Raw genomic sequence first — 16,487 nt, 5'->3', positions numbered from 1 at the left:
CGATGTTCTTTCAATTCTAACGAATCTGAGACGTGCTATTGGAGGATATTTGGCAAGAGTAATTTTCTAACGAACCACAGACACGTTAGTAGGCTAGATATTAGGTTCTAGAGCAGTTTCGTGCCCCATGTAAGCCAATATAAGGTGGCTCAGGTTCGTTAGATTTCGAAAACATGCTATAAACCTCATATAAGACGTCTACGATTCGTTAGCTATTCCAGGTTCAACGTTTGATCCTCCAACGTGTAACATTCCAGACGTTTAACCCTCAAGTCTCCAACCCTCAAAACCTCGGAACCTAAACCGCCCCATCCTCCGGTTATCCTGCATGCGATCTAACGCCTTCCCTACCCCTGCATCGTCTTATTCTGAAAGGCAGCGATATCCGCATACTCTTCTTCGAATTTGCGGGAGATGCGGATGAAGATCGGCAGCAGTTCACGGTACACGCGGACACTGTCCGGGTCTGGTTGGTGCCGATGCGTTGATCCGATCATGCCGGAGACGGCACTCAGGGAATCGATTCGGCCAAGGGCGTACAAGCCCAGTACGGCTGCGCCGAGACAGGAGCTTTCAATACTTTCGGGGATGATGACATCCTGATCGAAAATATCGGCCATCATCTGGCGCCATAACTCAGAGCGGGCGAAGCCGCCTGTCGCCTGAATTTTTTTCGGACGGCCAATCTTTTCTTCGATAGCCAGCATGACCGTGTACAGGTTAAACAACACACCTTCGAGCGCAGCGCGAATCATATGTTCTTTCTTATGATGCAGCGTCAGGCCGAAAAACGAACCCCGTGCATTGGGATTCCAGAGCGGAGCCCGCTCACCTGTCATATACGGATGGAACAAGAGACCTTCCGAACCCGGAGGTACGTTTTCCGCAACACGAGTGAGCACCTCATACGGATCGATGCCAAGTCGTTTCGCAGTCTCCACCTCGGAAGCTGCAAACTCGTCCCGAATCCAGCGAAAAATAACACCGCCATTGTTCACCGGTCCGCCAATGACCCAGGCATCCTCCGTGAGCGCATAACAGAAGAAGCGTCCTTTGGGATCGGTCACCGGTTTATCTACGACTGTACGAATCGCTCCACTGGTACCAATGGTCACGGCCACGACGCCCGGATCAATGGCGTTCACGCCCAGATTGGAGAGCACACCATCACTTGCACCGATGACAAATGGTGTGGTGACCGCAATGCCCATCTCCTTGGCGTACTCCGGGTGCAACCCATGTTTCAGCACATGTGTGGTTGGGACCAATCGGGACAAGTGTTCCGGCGCAATGCCCGCTACATGCAGCGCTTCAGCATCCCAGTCGAGTTTCTCCAGATTCATGAGTCCGGTTGCGGAGGCCATGGAGTGATCAATGACGTATTCAGAAAATAATTTATAGAAAACATATTCTTTCATGGATATGAATTTGTGCGTCTGTCTGAACAATTCAGGCTGATCCCGGGTGAGCCACATGATCTTGGTGAGAGGGGACATCGGATGAATCGGCGTACCTGTTCTCAGATAGATTTTGTGACCATTCATCTCCGATTTGAGTACTTCCGTCCACTCTGCACTGCGATTATCTGCCCAAGTCATGGCCCGCATCAGCGGTGTGCCCTGTTGATCGACTGGCAGAATGCTGTGCATGGCCGAACTGAAGGATACAAACAGGATGTCCTCTGGCTTCACTCCCGCTTTGGAAGTGGCCTGTTTGACCGATTCGATGACTGCTTTGAAAATATCTTCCGCATCCTGCTCCGCAATCGCAGGTGTGGGGGTGTATAGCGGATAGTCGGCACTGCCTTGAGCCACAATGGTTCCGTTCTGTTCGAACAAGACGGCCTTGGTGGAGGTCGTGCCGATATCTACGCCGATCATATAGGGTGAAGAAGCCATTTTGTCATCCCTCTTTCTTAAATATATAAGGTGGTGCTATTCATCCAACTTATATGGCATCTGTTATTTCATCTATAGATAAGAATATCAGACTTAAGGGATGGATCAAAATGCCATAATCTTAGTCCTTCACTGCTCCTGCGGCAATATCCGAAATAAACTGACGGCTGATGAACAGGAACATAACGATGAGTGGAATGACGGCAAGCAACGTACCAGCGATAACCATGGCATAGTCTGTGTTATATAGTCCGTTTAATTGAGACAACGCAATCTGCAACGTGTATTTGCGTTCATCCGTCAGGACGATCAAAGGCCACAGATAATCATTCCATACGCCGATAAAGGTGAACGCGCCGAGGAAAGCAAAGGCAGGTCGCAGAATTGGCAGCGCTACGTTCCAATATAGTCGGAAGAAATTACAGCCATCGATGCGGCCCGCATCCAGCAGATCGTTCGGAATCGACTCTGTGGCATACTGGCGAATCCAGAAGATACCGAAGGCGTTCACCATGCCTGGAATAATGAGAGCTTTGAAGGAACCGACCCAGCCGAACGTAGCCATGAGCACGAAGGAAGGCACCAGCGACAGCTGGGAAGGTACCATCATGGTAGCAAGCAGCAAGATGAAGAGCCACTTTTTGCCGGGAAATTCAAACTTCGCAAACGCAAACCCCGCCAGTGAGTCAAAAAACAGTACAAGTATGGTCACGAGGCCCGACACAAACAACGTATTCAGAAAAGCTCCCCAGAAGTCAATCTGCTGCAACACCCGCGTGATATTATTCCACAGTTCGCCCCCGAACCAGAGCTGGGGTGGAAACTTGTAGATATCGGACGTTGTCCGGGTAGACATTACAATCAGCCAATAGAACGGGAACATGGATATGAGCATGCCCCCGATAAGACCGGTATACAACACCAGCGATTTGAGGTGTTTGGTCGCCATGTGCGCTCCCCCTTATCACATCAGGATGATTTGCCTTGAACAAGCTTCCAGTTCACAATCGAGAACAGGGCGATAATGAGGAACATGCCCCAACCAACGGCAGCGCCATATCCGAAGTAATTGTTAATGAAGGATTCACGGTAGAGGTACAATACAATCGTCATGCCTGCTGCACCTGCGCCACCATCATTGCCTACCAATACTTGTGGCTCGGTGAACAGTTGCATACCGCCAATCGTTGATGTAATGACCGTAAACAGGATCACAGGACGCAACATCGGAATTGTAATTCGGAAAAAGGACTGTATCGCTGATGCGCCATCAATCTTGGCCGCTTCGTATAATGTCTGCGGAATACTCTGAAGTCCGGCCAGATAGATGACGGCGTTATATCCGGTCCAGCGCCAGACCACCATGGAGGAGATTGCGACTTTAATGCCCCATGGTGCATTAAGCCACTCCACAACCGGTAGTCCGACCGACTGCAACAGATAATTGAGAAAGCCATAATTGTTGGCAAATAAAGCACCGAAGATAATGGCTACCGCCACGATGGATGTGACGTTTGGCAGAAAATAACCGACCCGAAACAGGGTACGAAACTTCACAAATGGTGCATGTAGCAAAAAGGCAATAATCAGGGCGAAAAAGAGCATCGGAATCGTCGAATAGATCCAGATCATGAACGTGTTGCCCACGGCTTGCCAGAACTCGGCATCGGTCAGCATGTATTTGAAATTGTTGAGTCCGTTAAACGTCATGACACCGATGCCATCCCATTTATGAAAAGCCAGATAGAGTGAGAACCCAATCGGGAACAGGCCAAATACCGCAAACAGAATATAAAACGGTGATATCGCGACATAAAGTGCACGATGCTCCCACATCCTGGACCACAGTGACTTCTGCCGATCCAGATCAGGTCTTGCATTTCCGGGATCGGGAGTAAGACGAGGTTCAGTTACAGCCATATGAATTCCTCCTTTGCGGATAACGAAACCACACGTTGTTCAGGTTAACGCTGCAATTCCCGCTCGACGCGGTGTACCGTATCCGTCCAGACCTGCTGTGGATCGGCATTTTGCTTCGCGACATCATTCAGCCGTCGAGTGATAATGTTGTGTACGGATGGGTATCTTTCGCCAAAGAAAGCATCCGGCACATCCTGTGCCGATTCGGCAAATACAGGCCCTGTCGCCTGTCCACCGAAGAAAGGTTCTTTTTCTTTCATGGCAGGATCATCAAACACACCTGGCGCAGAAGGGAACAGGTTCAGTGTCTGATATTGCTCCAGTTGATTTTCGGGACTTTGCAGCCAGCGAACCAGTTCAAAGGCTTCCTGAGGATGTTCACTCGACTTCAGGATGGACAGGAATGATCCCCCGTTGTTGCCATCTCCCCCTGGTGCCCGAGCGACCCGCCATTTCCCGGAGGTATCCGGAGCGGCTTCCTGAAGCACTTGTTTCATCCAGACGGCACCTACAAAAGAGGCGATTTCGCCATTATTCATCGCGGCGTTCCAGCTTGGAGTCCAGCCATCTGCATTGGCAAGCAGTCCCTTCTCTTTGAAAGCAACGGCCGTATCCCAGCTCTTGCCCACAATAGGGGAATCCATGCCGATAAAGGACCCGTCCGGCCGGAAATAACGCTCCGCAGACTGCGATATGACTTGATTGTAAACGGTTGCAATATTGTCGGTTAGAAAAACCTTGCCTCCGAATTTTTCCTTGAGCTGTTCTCCGGCAGCAGCATATGCATCCCAGCTGTTGATCTGGCGTGTAACGTCTTCGGGATCAGATGGCAATCCGGCTTCCTTGAACAGATCTTCTCGGTAGAAGAGGGCTGTTGGTCCGGTATCCATCGGGAATCCAATCATCTGTCCGCTTGGCGTAACGCCTTGCTTCCATTTCCACGGCAGATATTGGTCTTCAATATCTCCTGCACCGAGATCATACAGATTATAGAAACGGTCCTCACTGGGGAATAGCTCCATGATCCAGTCGTTCAATGCTACAATGTCTGGTTCACCTGAGCGTGCAGCGAGTGTTGTTTTGAGTTTTGCTTTGAAATCACCGCCGATTTTCTGAGCTGTCAGTTCGATATTGGGGAACTTTTCCTTAGCCCTGGCAATCAACTTATCGTCGATGGAACGATTCCAGTACCATAATGTAAGCGCTACCTTTTTATTGCTCGCTGAATCGTCCTGTCCGGGCCAGATGGAGCATCCGCTTATGAGCAGGACGCAGACCATCAGTATGGCTGTCCAGCATGTTCTTTTCCGGCGGATCATGTGTATTACCCCCTCATCATTAAGTTCGAGGCATGAAGTGCTTTGGACTACAACATTAGTGTATGAGCAGTTTATAAACTCATACCCAATATTCCTGAAATGAAACACATATTTGTGTCGATTGCGTAACATAAATTGGGTAGTTACTTTAAAAATAAAAGTTACTTGACACATTATAATTTTTATTCTAAACTAACTTACATAAAGTAACTAATGATGATGAGAATAATATAGATACGTACTATATAACATCCAAGTGATCCATTTTCGCTTTGGATGCGAATCAATCAACAGACAAGTTGGCCTAAACAGGAGGAACGACAATGATCAATTCACATATTATTCAACTGCTTGCCCCCAAAATTCAGACTTTTCCGAGTGGAAAAGAGTTCATATACCTGGTGGGGCCAATCAAACTCCCGGTAAACCTCGATGGGGAGACCAAGACATTCCAGTGGTATAGCTGGATGAAGTCAGACAAAGCGATGGAGAGCGGCGAGTTAATCGAATCTCTTGCTGAAGCTGAACTGGCAGAGCGTCAACAATCCAGTGTTCTGGTGTATGGTGACTTTGCCGACGCACAAGAAGCGCTGATTCGGATGCATAGCATCTGTCATACAGGCGACATCTTTGGCAGCAAACGCTGTGATTGCGGCTTCCAATTGGAGCAATCCATGAAAATGATCGCCGCTCACGGAGCGGGTGCACTGTTCTATCTTGCGAACCATGAGGGACGTGGCATTGGTCTGTTCAGCAAAGCCATGGCGTACATTTTGCAAGAAGAAGGTCTGGATACGGTAGATGCGAACTTACAGCTCGGATTCACGGACGATGCTCGTAATTATGACGATGCGATTGCTGTGCTGCGTGCACTTCGCTCCGCACCGGTTACATTGATCACCAACAATCCACGGAAGCTGGCTGCTTTGCAGGAAGCGGGATTGAATGTGGGTGGACGTGTGCCACTATGGGGAGATCGCTCTGCTTTCAACGAGAAGTATCTGCAAACGAAAGTGAATCGTTCCGGTCACTTGGCAGAAAGTGATGGATGGGCCGGGGCAGAGACGCTGCTTCCGCATGCGCAGGCTTAATCTTTATTTATAGACTTATACGATTAGCTGATTAAGCCGTTGTTGTACTCTCTGTTATGGAGAAGTACAACAGCGGCTTTTTACTATGGATGATAGGGTAGCGATCAGGTTTTCCTGATTCACGGAATGGCTTGCCGTTCCCGCAGTGCGGATTATACAATATAGTCATCTGATGAATGCGGGAGGAACCAAGGTGCCATTTGAGGGACAACGTATATTGCCGGCTGCAAAGAGCATGAAGCAGTTTGAAGCGATGATTGAAGGCCCTTATACCTATGGGGTGATGCTGGAAACGCATATTGCACAACTTCAGAGTGTAATGGACGAGGCTCGGCGGTACGACAAAAAGATACTTTTGCATGCAGATCTGGTCCAAGGATTGAAGAATGATGAGTATGCGGCAGAGTATCTGTGTCAGCACATTCGCCCTGCAGGACTGATCTCTACGCGAGCGAGTGTCATTCAGAAGGCAAAGCAGAAAGGCATTACAGCGATTCAACGTATTTTTCTGCTCGATACCCATGCACTGGAGAAAAGTTATCTGCTGCTGGCCAAAACCCAACCGGATTATATTGAAGTATTACCTGGCGTCATTCCGCATATTATTGCGGAAGTATCTGTGCGTACAGGGATACCCATTATTGCAGGGGGATTGATCCGTTCACCGGAAGAGGTTGAACTTGCGCTTGGCGTCGGGGCTACGGCAGTGACCACATCCAACACAGATCTGATCCGACACTTCGAGAAATCGCTTACACCTTAAAAAGAACCCACAACAGGAGGTTGGCTGTATGGAAAAATATATATTGGCTCTGGATCAGGGAACAACAAGCTCCCGAGCTATTCTATTTAACCGTGGCGGGGAGATTGTGCACATTGCACAGCAGGAATTCCCTCAATATTTTCCCAAACCGGGCTGGGTAGAGCAGAATGCCAATGAAATCTGGAGTTCCATTCTTGCCGTGATGGCTTCATGTCTGGCAGAGAGCGGAATTAAGCCTGTCCAGATTGCCGGAATTGGAATTACGAATCAACGTGAGACCGTTGTGGTATGGGACAAAGAAACAGGCAGACCCATCTATAATGCAGTGGTTTGGCAATCCAGACAGACCGCAGATATCTGTGAAGAATTGAAAATGCAGGGTCTCGGGGACCTTTTCCGACGTAAAACAGGATTACTAATCGATCCCTACTTCTCGGGAACAAAGGTGAAGTGGATTCTGGATCATGTCCCTGGTGCCCGGGAGCGCGCAGAGAAGGGTGAATTGCTATTTGGCACGATTGATAGCTGGCTGATCTGGAAACTGAGCGGGGGCACACATGTCACGGATATATCCAATGCCTCACGTACCTTGATCTATAACATCTATGATCTGCAATGGGATGACGAATTGTTGGATATCCTCGACATTCCTAAGGCCATGCTGCCAGAAGTACGAGGTTCATCCGAGGTGTATGCACACACAACAGACTATCATTTCTTCGGTCATCGGATTCCGATTGCGGGAGCGGCAGGTGATCAACAGGCAGCGATGTTTGGTCAGGGCTGTTACACCAAGGGCAGTATGAAAAATACATATGGTACCGGTTGTTTCATGCTTATGAATACGGGAGAGAACCCGGTACAATCCAATCACGGACTGATTACAACGATTGCCTGGGGGATGAATGGCAAGGTTGAATATGCGCTTGAAGGCAGCATTTTTGTTGCAGGTTCAGCGGTTCAGTGGCTGCGTGATGGATTAAGAATGCTTCGCTCTTCAAAAGATAGCGAGGATTACGCCTCACGTGTGCCTTCGACAGACGGCGTTTATATGGTACCTGCATTTGTGGGACTGGGCAGTCCGTATTGGGATAGTGAGGTTAAGGGTGCGGTGTTTGGCCTGACCCGAGGCACGACAAAGGAACACTTTATCCGTGCTACGCTTGAGGCGTTGGCGTATCAGACCAAAGATGTACTGGAGGCAATGGAATCCGACTCGGGTATTCCCGTGCATGCTCTGCGAGTGGATGGAGGAGCGGCGGCCAATGATTTTCTCATGCAGTTCCAGAGTGATATTCTGGGTATTCCTGTCGAACGCCCATCGGTGAATGAAACGACTGCATTGGGTGCGGCTTATCTGGCAGGGTTGGCGGTTGGATATTGGACGAGTGCGGATGAATTGACCGATCATGAAAATACGGAGCGTGTCTTCCAGCCTGTTATGGCTGAGCAACAACGAACAGAACTGTATGCAGGCTGGAAGCGTGCAGTGAACGCAGCAATGGCTTTTAAATAAAAGGAATGAAATGAATATTTCTTGGTGTGGGTATTTGTACTTTTTAACTAAACATATGTTATAAATGATATTTACTGGTGGAAAATGATGCATGATTTACAGGGTTATTCTTCCTGGAGAAGGCAAAATATATATCCACTATAAGGAAAAAAACAAGGTTAGTGGATTCATTTGAAATTCCATCCTTTGGCAGAACAACTTTTTGAATTTTTTTTGAATAATGTGTCATTTCAGGACTTCACGCCGTCAAAAATCTGTGATAGGATAAAGGCACAAGTTAAAAAATGATGTCTGGAGATCGGGAGGGACCACGTGCCGCTCAGCAATTGCTGAGCGAATGACGTGGTCCTTTTTTTGTTTTTTTACGGAAAAATTGAGAAAATCAATAGGAGGTTCAAGAATGACAGAAACGTTCTCGTCAGCACACCGGACCGAATATTTGCAAAGCATGGCGAATGCACATTTTGACGTATTAATTATTGGTGGTGGGATTACAGGCGCAGGGATTGCATTAGATGCGGCTTCGCGTGGGTTGAAGACGGCGCTTGTAGAAATGCAGGATTTTGCAGCAGGTACATCCAGTCGTTCGACCAAACTTGTCCATGGCGGATTACGTTATTTGAAGCAATATGAAGTGAAGATGGTTGCTGAGGTAGGACGGGAGCGGGCTGTAGTTTATGAGAATGGGCCACATGTCACAACACCGGAACCGATGTTGTTACCGATCTATACGGCTGGCACGTTTGGCCGCTTCAGCACATCCATTGGACTGATGGTGTATGACCGGCTCGCCGGGGTGAAGCGCAGTGAACGGCGCCAAATGTTGAATGCTGGAGCGGTGTCAGACAGTGAACCTTTATTACGCAAACAGGGATTGTTGGGTGGTGGACTCTATGTGGAGTACCGGACTGACGATGCCAGGCTCACCATTGAAGTTATGAAAGAAGCTGTCAAACGTGGGGCACAGGCAGTGAACTACGTTAAGGCGAAAGGTTTCCTGAAGGAGAATGGCAAGATTACAGGTATTGAAGCCGTGGATCAGATCGATGGGCAGATCTATACGCTAAAAGCAAGCAAGGTGATCAACGCTTCCGGTCCATGGGTGGACGGTCTGCGGGAATTGGACGGTTCACGCCAGGGGAAAACACTGCAGATGACCAAAGGCATTCATTTGGTCTTTGATGGTGAACGATTCCCATTAAGACAGGCCGTCTATTTTGATACACCAGATGGTCGAATGGTATTTGCTGTCCCACGTGATGGCAAAACCTATGTAGGTACAACCGACACTGTATATCAGGACGATCCTGCACACCCGCAAATTTCCGACGCGGATCGCGATTATGTGATTGATGCAGTTAATGGCATGTTTCCAGATGTACACATTGGTACCGAGGACGTGGAATCCGGATGGGCGGGTGTACGTCCACTAATTCATGAGGAAGGCAAGAATCCTTCCGAAATATCACGTAAAGATGAAGTCTGGGTATCCGAATCCAATCTGATTACGATTGCCGGGGGCAAGTTAACCGGGTACCGTAAAATGGCCGAGATGGTTGTTGATCTGGTCGCACGCCAGATGGAGCAGGAGAGTGGGCATTCCATAGGCCCTTGTGTAACGAAGAAGATGCCCATCTCCGGCGGTGATGTAGGGGGATCGGCTGGATTTGTATCGTATGCGGAGCGCAAGATCAAGGATGGTGTTGCCTTGGGGCTTGCCCGACCGGCTGCGGAGCGGCTGGTTCACACGTATGGTTCCAATGTGGAGGCACTATATGAGCGAATGCCCGATCCACGCACCAAGTCCGAGCTTCATGGCATGCCACAGGAGCTATTGCTGATGCTGCGTTACGCGATTGATGAAGAGATGGCTGTAACCCCATCTGACTTTTTGGTACGAAGAACAGGTGATTTATTCTTCCGTATTGATGAAGTTCGTCGCTATAAAGCAGCAGTTATCTCGTATATGGCAGGTCGTTTGGACTGGTCAGAAGAGGAAGTGGTTAAACATACACAGGAACTGGGTCAGCTGTTGCTGGAAGCATCCGGCAAAATCTAGGGCAGGATTTCAAGATCGAGAGTCGAATGGAACATGTAAGCGTGTAACATAGAGAGGGGATTACATCCATGACATTACAGATCGGAATCATTGGAACAGGCTGGTTCAGTAAGGTACACGCGGATATTCTCGCACGGATGGAAGGTGTTCGTGTTGCGAGTGTCTGTGGAACTTCGCTCGAAAAGGCAGAGGCTATGGCCTTCGTTTATGATGCTGTTGGTTACGGGGAACTTGAACATATGCTGGATGGTGAGAAGCTGGATGCGGTGTATATCTGTGTGCCTCCGATGTCTCACGGATCGATTGAATCCGAATTAATCCGCCGCGGTATTCCATTCCTGGTGGAGAAACCGTTGAGCACCGGAATGGATGTTCCGCGTCAGGTGTTGGATCAGGTGCAAAAGAGTGGATTGTTAACCTCTGTAGGATACCATTTCCGTTATCAGGAGGCTGCGCAGGTCCTGCGGCAATCGATGAAAGAACAGACGGTCGGCATGGCTCTTGGCCGCTGGATGGGCGGAATGCCAGGAGTCGCCTGGTGGCGGCGTCAGGACGGTTCAGGAGGACAATTCGTAGAGCAGACTACACATATTGTAGACTTGCTTCGGTATTGTGCAGGAGAAGTTACGGAGGTATATGCTGTAGCAGCTCAGCGAAGCATGCATGAGAAGCATGAGCATGTGACCGTAGCCGATGTGGCAAATGTGACGCTCAAGCTGGAAAGTGGAGCGATTGCCAGTATCGCCAATACATGTCTGTTGCCAGACGGAGAGGGCGGCGCAGGACTCCAGTTCTACACGGATGCAGGTGTATGGGATTGGACGCCAGAACGTTTGCTTCTGCCAAGTGCCGCAACACATGCGATGGCAGGTCTGGAGATTCCGGCAGGACATAACCCATACGAGCGTGAGAATGAAGCGTTCATTCACGCCCTGCGTACGGGAGACCGTTCACGAATTCTGTCCGATTATGCGGATGCCTGCCGTACACAGGAGATTACGACGGCGGCGCTGGCATCGGCAGATTCCGGTCTGCCGGTACAGCTTCAGCCTTCAAAACATCTCTCTCATTAAAAGGTTGAAGGTAATATAAATACGCCTGAATCAGGGAATGATCCGCAGATCAGCCTGATTCAGGCGTATTTGTGTTGAGTAGAGATTATTAAGTAGCAATTCAACTACTCGGATTTCTGCTGTTTCAACCAGTCGGATGACCAACTGTAGATCTGATCAATGACAGGTTCAATGGCTCTGCCTTTCGGTGTCAATTCATACTCTACACGGGGAGGTATCTCGGGAAACATGTGTCGGGTTACGATACCTTCCGTCTCCATTTCCTTCAATCTCTCCGATAAAAGTCGTCCACTGATCGCCATCTCTGCTTCAAGCTCCGTAAACCGCTTGGGTCCGGACAACAGTTGGTACATGATTAACAGTACCCACTTCTTGCCTATGATGTCTATGGCTTGAGTGATCATACAGGGACTTGGTGATTTTACTTTTTTCAGCTTCAACGTGTTCACCTCGATTCATAATGATTTTCTTCAAAGTTGTATATGAAAGGACATGATTTCTGCCGCTTTAAGAATATAGGACATCCAAGTAAATGAGGGTTACTACAAAATATACTGTAACATACCTTTTGTATGTATTATACATCATACAGTGAAAAATTACTTGAAGAAATTATATTATTATTATATACTAACTTCACAAAAGTAAGTTGGTGATAAATAATACGTATAATATGAACGCGTACTATTCTGAAAATTGAACGGGGCTGAACGCTTGAAAACAGAGTGACCTTTGGGAACTTTTACATAGATTCTTTTTTTTACAATGTGAAGCAAAATAATCATTACCTAGTAGGAACATATAATTTGTTACAGGAGGATATACATATGAACAAGATTTTGGGTTACGTTTTTCTGGTTGTGTTAGCAGGTGTCTTCGTCATGACGGGGTTTAACAAGATTAGTGGAGCAGACATGATGATTCAGACATTCGAAAGTTTCTCTTATCCGACATGGACCATGTATCTGCTGGGTGCCGCGGAGTTGCTTAGTGCAGTAGGTTTGCTGATTCCACGTACTCGCATCCTGGCTTCTGGCATACTGACATTCATTCTGATTGGGGCCGTGGGAAGTCATCTGATCTATGCACAATACGCTGCTGTTCCGTTCCCGGCTGTGTTGTTGGTAGCTAACATAATTGTTTTGGTTGTGGGCATGCGCAGATTGGAAGCGGAAGAAGAAGGCCAGATGGACGCGATTCAGGCGTAAGTTAAAGATAAGAGGGAACGTTATTGGGCTATTTACTGAGGAAAAGGTATTCCTGTCAAAAGGAATGTAAACGCGGATGCCTATGCAGAAGATGACCACTGCCAGTAAGCGGTGGTCATCTTTTTTTATGTAAGACTTCGCGTGGCACGTGTAACGATTCGCCGCGTATGTTTGGTATCCGACTGCTGAGTCCAAGTGGCACAGACCTGCCGCACCCACTCTGGATTGGTCTTGCTGGCGTCGTTCAGCCAGTTACTTACCGAATCCTGCACATACTTATGGGCATCGGATTTCACCGCGTCAAGCAAGGGAAGGGCCATGGCCGGATTTTCTTTTAACTCCTGAATATGCTTGGCCCAGACGCCACGAGGTCTGATTGATTCTATGGCAAAGCGACGGATCAGTGGATCAGGGTCAACGCTCCATGGGATTAACTGCTGCAAGGCTAAGGATAATTCGGCAGAGATGGACTCCCGTACAGCCATCCAGGCGATTTCTCTTACACCAAAGTGATGATCTGCTGCAAAGGGCCGAATATGCTCCAACTTTTCAGTCAGGTTCAGACCGGAATCTAGCCCAATGATATAAGCCGCCCAGCAGCGAACACTGTCTGAACGATGCTCTGCAATGGAACAAAAGAGATTCGTTTTTTCATTGACTGATGGACGTTTCAACAGATCAAGCCATTGCATGGCTATGACCGGGATGATTTTCATGATCCGCTGCTCATCCATCTGTGTTAACTGCTCTGTAATTGCTCTGGTTTCGGCATCCATTCCCCATTCATGGGTAACCTTCTGAAAAAGAGAAACATGATCTACAGCCAGCCATTCGGTCAGATTGACCGATTCGATATGTCCTGCTTGTAGCCAATTGCGGATATGCTCAGGAATTTCCGTTGCTTTACGGGCACCTTTGCGAAGAAAAATGTCTTCAGGGATAAATAGATTTGGCTTAGCATCCAACGGTATACTCCTCCTTGGTTGTATAACATCATAAGTTATACAGTACAACTTGCTGGAGAACAGGGATGTAAGGCATCTTACAAGTGGTCAGTGATTTTCCGAAGGTTAGCGATTTCGTCACGATGAAGGGAGACTGATTTGAATCCGGTACGAATATGGCCAGATTTTGCCAAGTCTTGCATGACAATCGTAACCGATTCCCGTGTGGCTCCCGCCATCCAGGCAATCTCCTGATGGGTAAGCCCGAGTTGAATCCGGCAGTATTCATCTTCTTCGATCCATCCCATCTGTTCAGCCAGCCGGAAGAGATTATGTAACACCTTTTCATGCAGGTTTCCGAGTGCAAGCGTCTGTGTCAACTCGCTCATTCGTTTGATCCGCTCGCTTAGTACGTTCATCAGTCTCATCATAAATTCTGGATGTTCAATCAGAAACTGTTCAAAACGTTGTTTGTTCATCAGGCAAATATCACACTCCTCCATCGTTTCGATATAAACGGCGCGTGTTCCGAGTGAGATTCCGTTCATTTCTCCAAACACGTTACCTTCCGTCAAAATATCGAGAGTGAACTGCTTGCCCTCTGGATTTAATGTATATAAACGAACCTTTCCCCGTTTTACAAAATAGAAACCTTCTGTAAACGTATCGGGTGTCTGGATCTGTCTGTTTTTAGGTATGGTCGTAATAGAAGTCATCCCATCCATTTCAATCAGGTCTGCCTCGGATAAGGAGGACATGAGGTCGAATTGTGATAAATACAGAATTTTATCCATAGAACTCCTTTCCATTACAATATGAATATAAAAAAAAGAAGAACCCACGAAAAACAACGGGTTCTCTTGCAGCGGGACTTCCTGATCGGAGGGTCTTCTGACTATAAATGATCAAATGCCATTTTGATTATAGTAACTTTTTTAATTGAGAGACGCGTCCTTGGCTGATGCCAAGCTTTTCCGCAATTTGCTGTTGAGCCAAACCGGGATTCTGTTCAACAATTTCTTTCATCTGTTGCAGCATACGTGCCGTCTTTGGCCGCAGGTCCGGGTATTCTTGGTTGTCAGCTGTGGTCCCTTCTTCCCTAGCGGGAGATGAGACTGGGGCGGATTTGGAAGCAGGACGCTCCACGGGTGCAGGAGCCTGTTTGTTCTGAGGTACGAACCAGTTGGGAGAGTCATCCGGGTGTTTTAATTGAATTGCACAAGTCCGGCAGATGAATTGTTCTTTGAAATACATTTCCGTATCTACATCACCGCAAAAAATACATAATGTTGATTTGTACTTTCTTAAAATCAACTCTTTTCCTTCAATGAAAAACTCAAGCGGATCGCCGATATGGATTTCCATCGTATCCCGCATTTCTTTGGGAAGGACAATTCGTCCAAGACGGTCCAGAGATCTCTTCATTCCGGTTCTTTTCATCGCATCTCCCCCGCAATATTCACAATTAAAAACCTGTCCTTATTGTAAGGAAGAAAGGGCTTTAATACAACAATAATATTTCAAAAAAGTGGATAATTCCATCCATTATGGGAAAATAAGTTTAGAAAGCACGGGTGCAACCGCTAAAGTGAACAATGCAGCGAGCACCATGGAGATGCTGGAGATGGTACCGGTCAGGGAACTCAGTTCAAACGCCTTGGATGTCCCTGTGCCATGGGCACCGGTTCCAAACAGTGTGCCTCGTGCAATTTCCCCATCGATGCGCAGCATTTTGACGATGGAAGGGCCCATAATTACTCCGAGCAGACCAGTCATAATAACAAAAACAGCTGTCACTGCGGGTATACCACCGATAGTGGCGGATACGTTCATGGCAATTGGGGTGGTAATCGATCTTGGGATCAGACTATGAATGAGACCGGAATCCAGGCGCAACCATTTGGCGAGCAGGGCAGAAGAAAGTACGGCAACGACCGAACCGGTCATGACACTGAAGACAATCTCGGAAATATGTTTTTTGAGTACATGGAAAAAGGTATAGAGCGGTACGGCAAAAGCCACCGTGGCCGGTTGAAGAAGCAGACTCAGCCATTTGCCACCACTGCTATACGTGGCATAATCCGTTCCGGTTGCAAGCAATATGCCAACAACAAGAAGCGGTGTAATGAGCAACGGAGACAGATATACTTTAGGCAGATTGCGATACATTCGTTTGGTAACCCAATAGATACCGACGGTTAACAACAGGCAGAGGAATCCAATCATCCGGTGTGACGCTCCTTTCGTTTGGCAATTCGTGTAGCCACCAGGCCTGTGCAGGACATGACCAGGAATGTACTAAGCAGTACGATGAATAAAATCTGCAATCCGTCATGCTCCAGCATGGGCATATAGTTCATAATGCCAACGGCTGACGGGATAAAAAATAACAGTAGTTCACCGAGCAACCAGGCAGCTCCAACTTCAATCCAGCGCAACTTCACGACACGAGTCTGAAGCAGAATGAATAACACAACCATACCGAGTATTGAACCTGGTACAGGAAGATGGAGAGTACGGGCCAGCAGGTCCATGAGCAGTGAAAAAACCATTAAGAGCGCAACTTGTGCAATACCAAGGCCCCATTTTTTCACTTCAATCCCTCCTTATATAATCAACGTAATCGTTTAAGTTATTATTAAAATGAAAATGATTCATTTGATATCACAAATTTTACATGGCATTCTTTCATGAGT

The 16,487-nt window shown here is 47.7% G+C and carries 16 protein-coding genes; 6 read left to right on the top strand and 10 right to left on the bottom strand.

Annotated elements, in window-relative coordinates; translation table 11 throughout:
- Positions 1 to 347: 347 nt before the first annotated feature.
- From gntK to MHI48_RS28780, 4 genes are all read right to left on the bottom strand, one after another.
- The gene (gene gntK, locus MHI48_RS28795) at positions 348 to 1,898 is read right to left on the bottom strand and encodes a gluconokinase (protein ID WP_076329270.1); all 1,551 of its coding nucleotides are present in this window, start codon (positions 1,896 to 1,898) and stop codon (positions 348 to 350) included.
- A gap of 121 nt (positions 1,899 to 2,019) precedes the next feature.
- The gene (locus tag MHI48_RS28790; RefSeq protein WP_036612996.1) at positions 2,020 to 2,847 is read right to left on the bottom strand and encodes a carbohydrate ABC transporter permease; all 828 of its coding nucleotides are present in this window, start codon (positions 2,845 to 2,847) and stop codon (positions 2,020 to 2,022) included.
- A 20-nt stretch (positions 2,848 to 2,867) separates the two neighbouring features.
- Entirely contained in the window at positions 2,868 to 3,734 is an 867-nt protein-coding gene (locus tag MHI48_RS28785) for a carbohydrate ABC transporter permease (RefSeq protein WP_036613110.1), read from the bottom strand.
- Between the two features lie 128 nt (positions 3,735 to 3,862).
- On the bottom strand, positions 3,863 to 5,137 hold the full coding sequence (locus tag MHI48_RS28780) for an ABC transporter substrate-binding protein (protein WP_076329271.1): 1,275 nt from the start codon (positions 5,135 to 5,137) through the stop codon (positions 3,863 to 3,865).
- 323 nt (positions 5,138 to 5,460) lie between these two features.
- On the opposite strand from MHI48_RS28780, the gene MHI48_RS28775 reads away from it, so the two are divergent.
- The 5 genes from MHI48_RS28775 to MHI48_RS28755 all read left to right on the top strand — a co-directional run bounded on the left by MHI48_RS28775 (position 5,461) and on the right by MHI48_RS28755 (position 11,639).
- Positions 5,461 to 6,228: a GTP cyclohydrolase II gene (locus MHI48_RS28775; protein WP_076329272.1), complete on the top strand. Its 768-nt coding sequence runs from the start codon at positions 5,461 to 5,463 to the stop codon at positions 6,226 to 6,228.
- 193 nt (positions 6,229 to 6,421) lie between these two features.
- Entirely contained in the window at positions 6,422 to 6,991 is a 570-nt protein-coding gene (locus tag MHI48_RS28770; RefSeq protein ID WP_074092664.1) for a glycerol-3-phosphate responsive antiterminator, read from the top strand.
- 28 nt (positions 6,992 to 7,019) lie between these two features.
- Positions 7,020 to 8,507 (top strand): glycerol kinase GlpK, encoded by a 1,488-nt coding sequence (gene glpK / locus MHI48_RS28765; RefSeq protein WP_076329273.1) that lies wholly within the window; start codon positions 7,020 to 7,022, stop codon positions 8,505 to 8,507.
- Positions 8,508 to 8,907: 400 nt separating this feature from the next.
- Positions 8,908 to 10,566, top strand: a complete 1,659-nt coding sequence (locus tag MHI48_RS28760) for a glycerol-3-phosphate dehydrogenase/oxidase (RefSeq protein WP_076329274.1) — start codon at positions 8,908 to 8,910, stop codon at positions 10,564 to 10,566.
- A 68-nt stretch (positions 10,567 to 10,634) separates the two neighbouring features.
- Positions 10,635 to 11,639, top strand: a complete 1,005-nt coding sequence (locus tag MHI48_RS28755; protein WP_076329275.1) for a Gfo/Idh/MocA family protein — start codon at positions 10,635 to 10,637, stop codon at positions 11,637 to 11,639.
- Positions 11,640 to 11,743: 104 nt separating this feature from the next.
- Here the strand turns inward: MHI48_RS28755 and MHI48_RS28750 are convergent, their stop codons facing one another.
- Positions 11,744 to 12,043, bottom strand: a complete 300-nt coding sequence (locus MHI48_RS28750) for a helix-turn-helix domain-containing protein (protein WP_026081419.1) — start codon at positions 12,041 to 12,043, stop codon at positions 11,744 to 11,746.
- A 423-nt stretch (positions 12,044 to 12,466) separates the two neighbouring features.
- Here MHI48_RS28750 and MHI48_RS28745 point away from each other — a divergent pair, with 423 nt between their 5' ends.
- The gene (locus tag MHI48_RS28745; protein ID WP_051447288.1) at positions 12,467 to 12,847 is read left to right on the top strand and encodes a DoxX family protein; all 381 of its coding nucleotides are present in this window, start codon (positions 12,467 to 12,469) and stop codon (positions 12,845 to 12,847) included.
- A 125-nt stretch (positions 12,848 to 12,972) separates the two neighbouring features.
- On the opposite strand, the gene MHI48_RS28740 is transcribed toward MHI48_RS28745, so the two are convergent.
- The 5 genes from MHI48_RS28740 to MHI48_RS28720 all read right to left on the bottom strand — a co-directional run bounded on the left by MHI48_RS28740 (position 12,973) and on the right by MHI48_RS28720 (position 16,385).
- Complete coding sequence (locus MHI48_RS28740; protein WP_405142479.1) at positions 12,973 to 13,812, bottom strand: DNA alkylation repair protein; 840 nt, start codon at positions 13,810 to 13,812, stop codon at positions 12,973 to 12,975.
- Positions 13,813 to 13,889: 77 nt separating this feature from the next.
- A complete protein-coding gene (locus MHI48_RS28735; protein WP_405142477.1) occupies positions 13,890 to 14,585 on the bottom strand; it encodes a Crp/Fnr family transcriptional regulator in 696 nt (231 codons plus the stop codon).
- Between the two features lie 127 nt (positions 14,586 to 14,712).
- Entirely contained in the window at positions 14,713 to 15,231 is a 519-nt protein-coding gene (locus MHI48_RS28730; protein WP_036612972.1) for an AbrB/MazE/SpoVT family DNA-binding domain-containing protein, read from the bottom strand.
- Positions 15,232 to 15,336: 105 nt separating this feature from the next.
- Positions 15,337 to 16,017 (bottom strand): CidB/LrgB family autolysis modulator, encoded by a 681-nt coding sequence (locus MHI48_RS28725; protein ID WP_076251772.1) that lies wholly within the window; start codon positions 16,015 to 16,017, stop codon positions 15,337 to 15,339.
- A complete protein-coding gene (locus MHI48_RS28720; protein WP_017691758.1) occupies positions 16,014 to 16,385 on the bottom strand; it encodes a CidA/LrgA family protein in 372 nt (123 codons plus the stop codon). Before MHI48_RS28720 ends, MHI48_RS28725 begins: the two co-directional genes overlap by 4 nt.
- Positions 16,386 to 16,487: the final 102 nt, after the last annotated feature.

Origin of the sequence: Paenibacillus sp. FSL H7-0942, from assembly GCF_045040715.1 — a bacterium.
In the GTDB taxonomy this organism is placed as follows: Bacteria; Bacillota; Bacilli; order Paenibacillales; family Paenibacillaceae; genus Paenibacillus; species Paenibacillus amylolyticus.
Note: the sequence above shows the minus strand (reverse complement) of the source record. Positions and strands in the feature narration are given on the sequence as shown.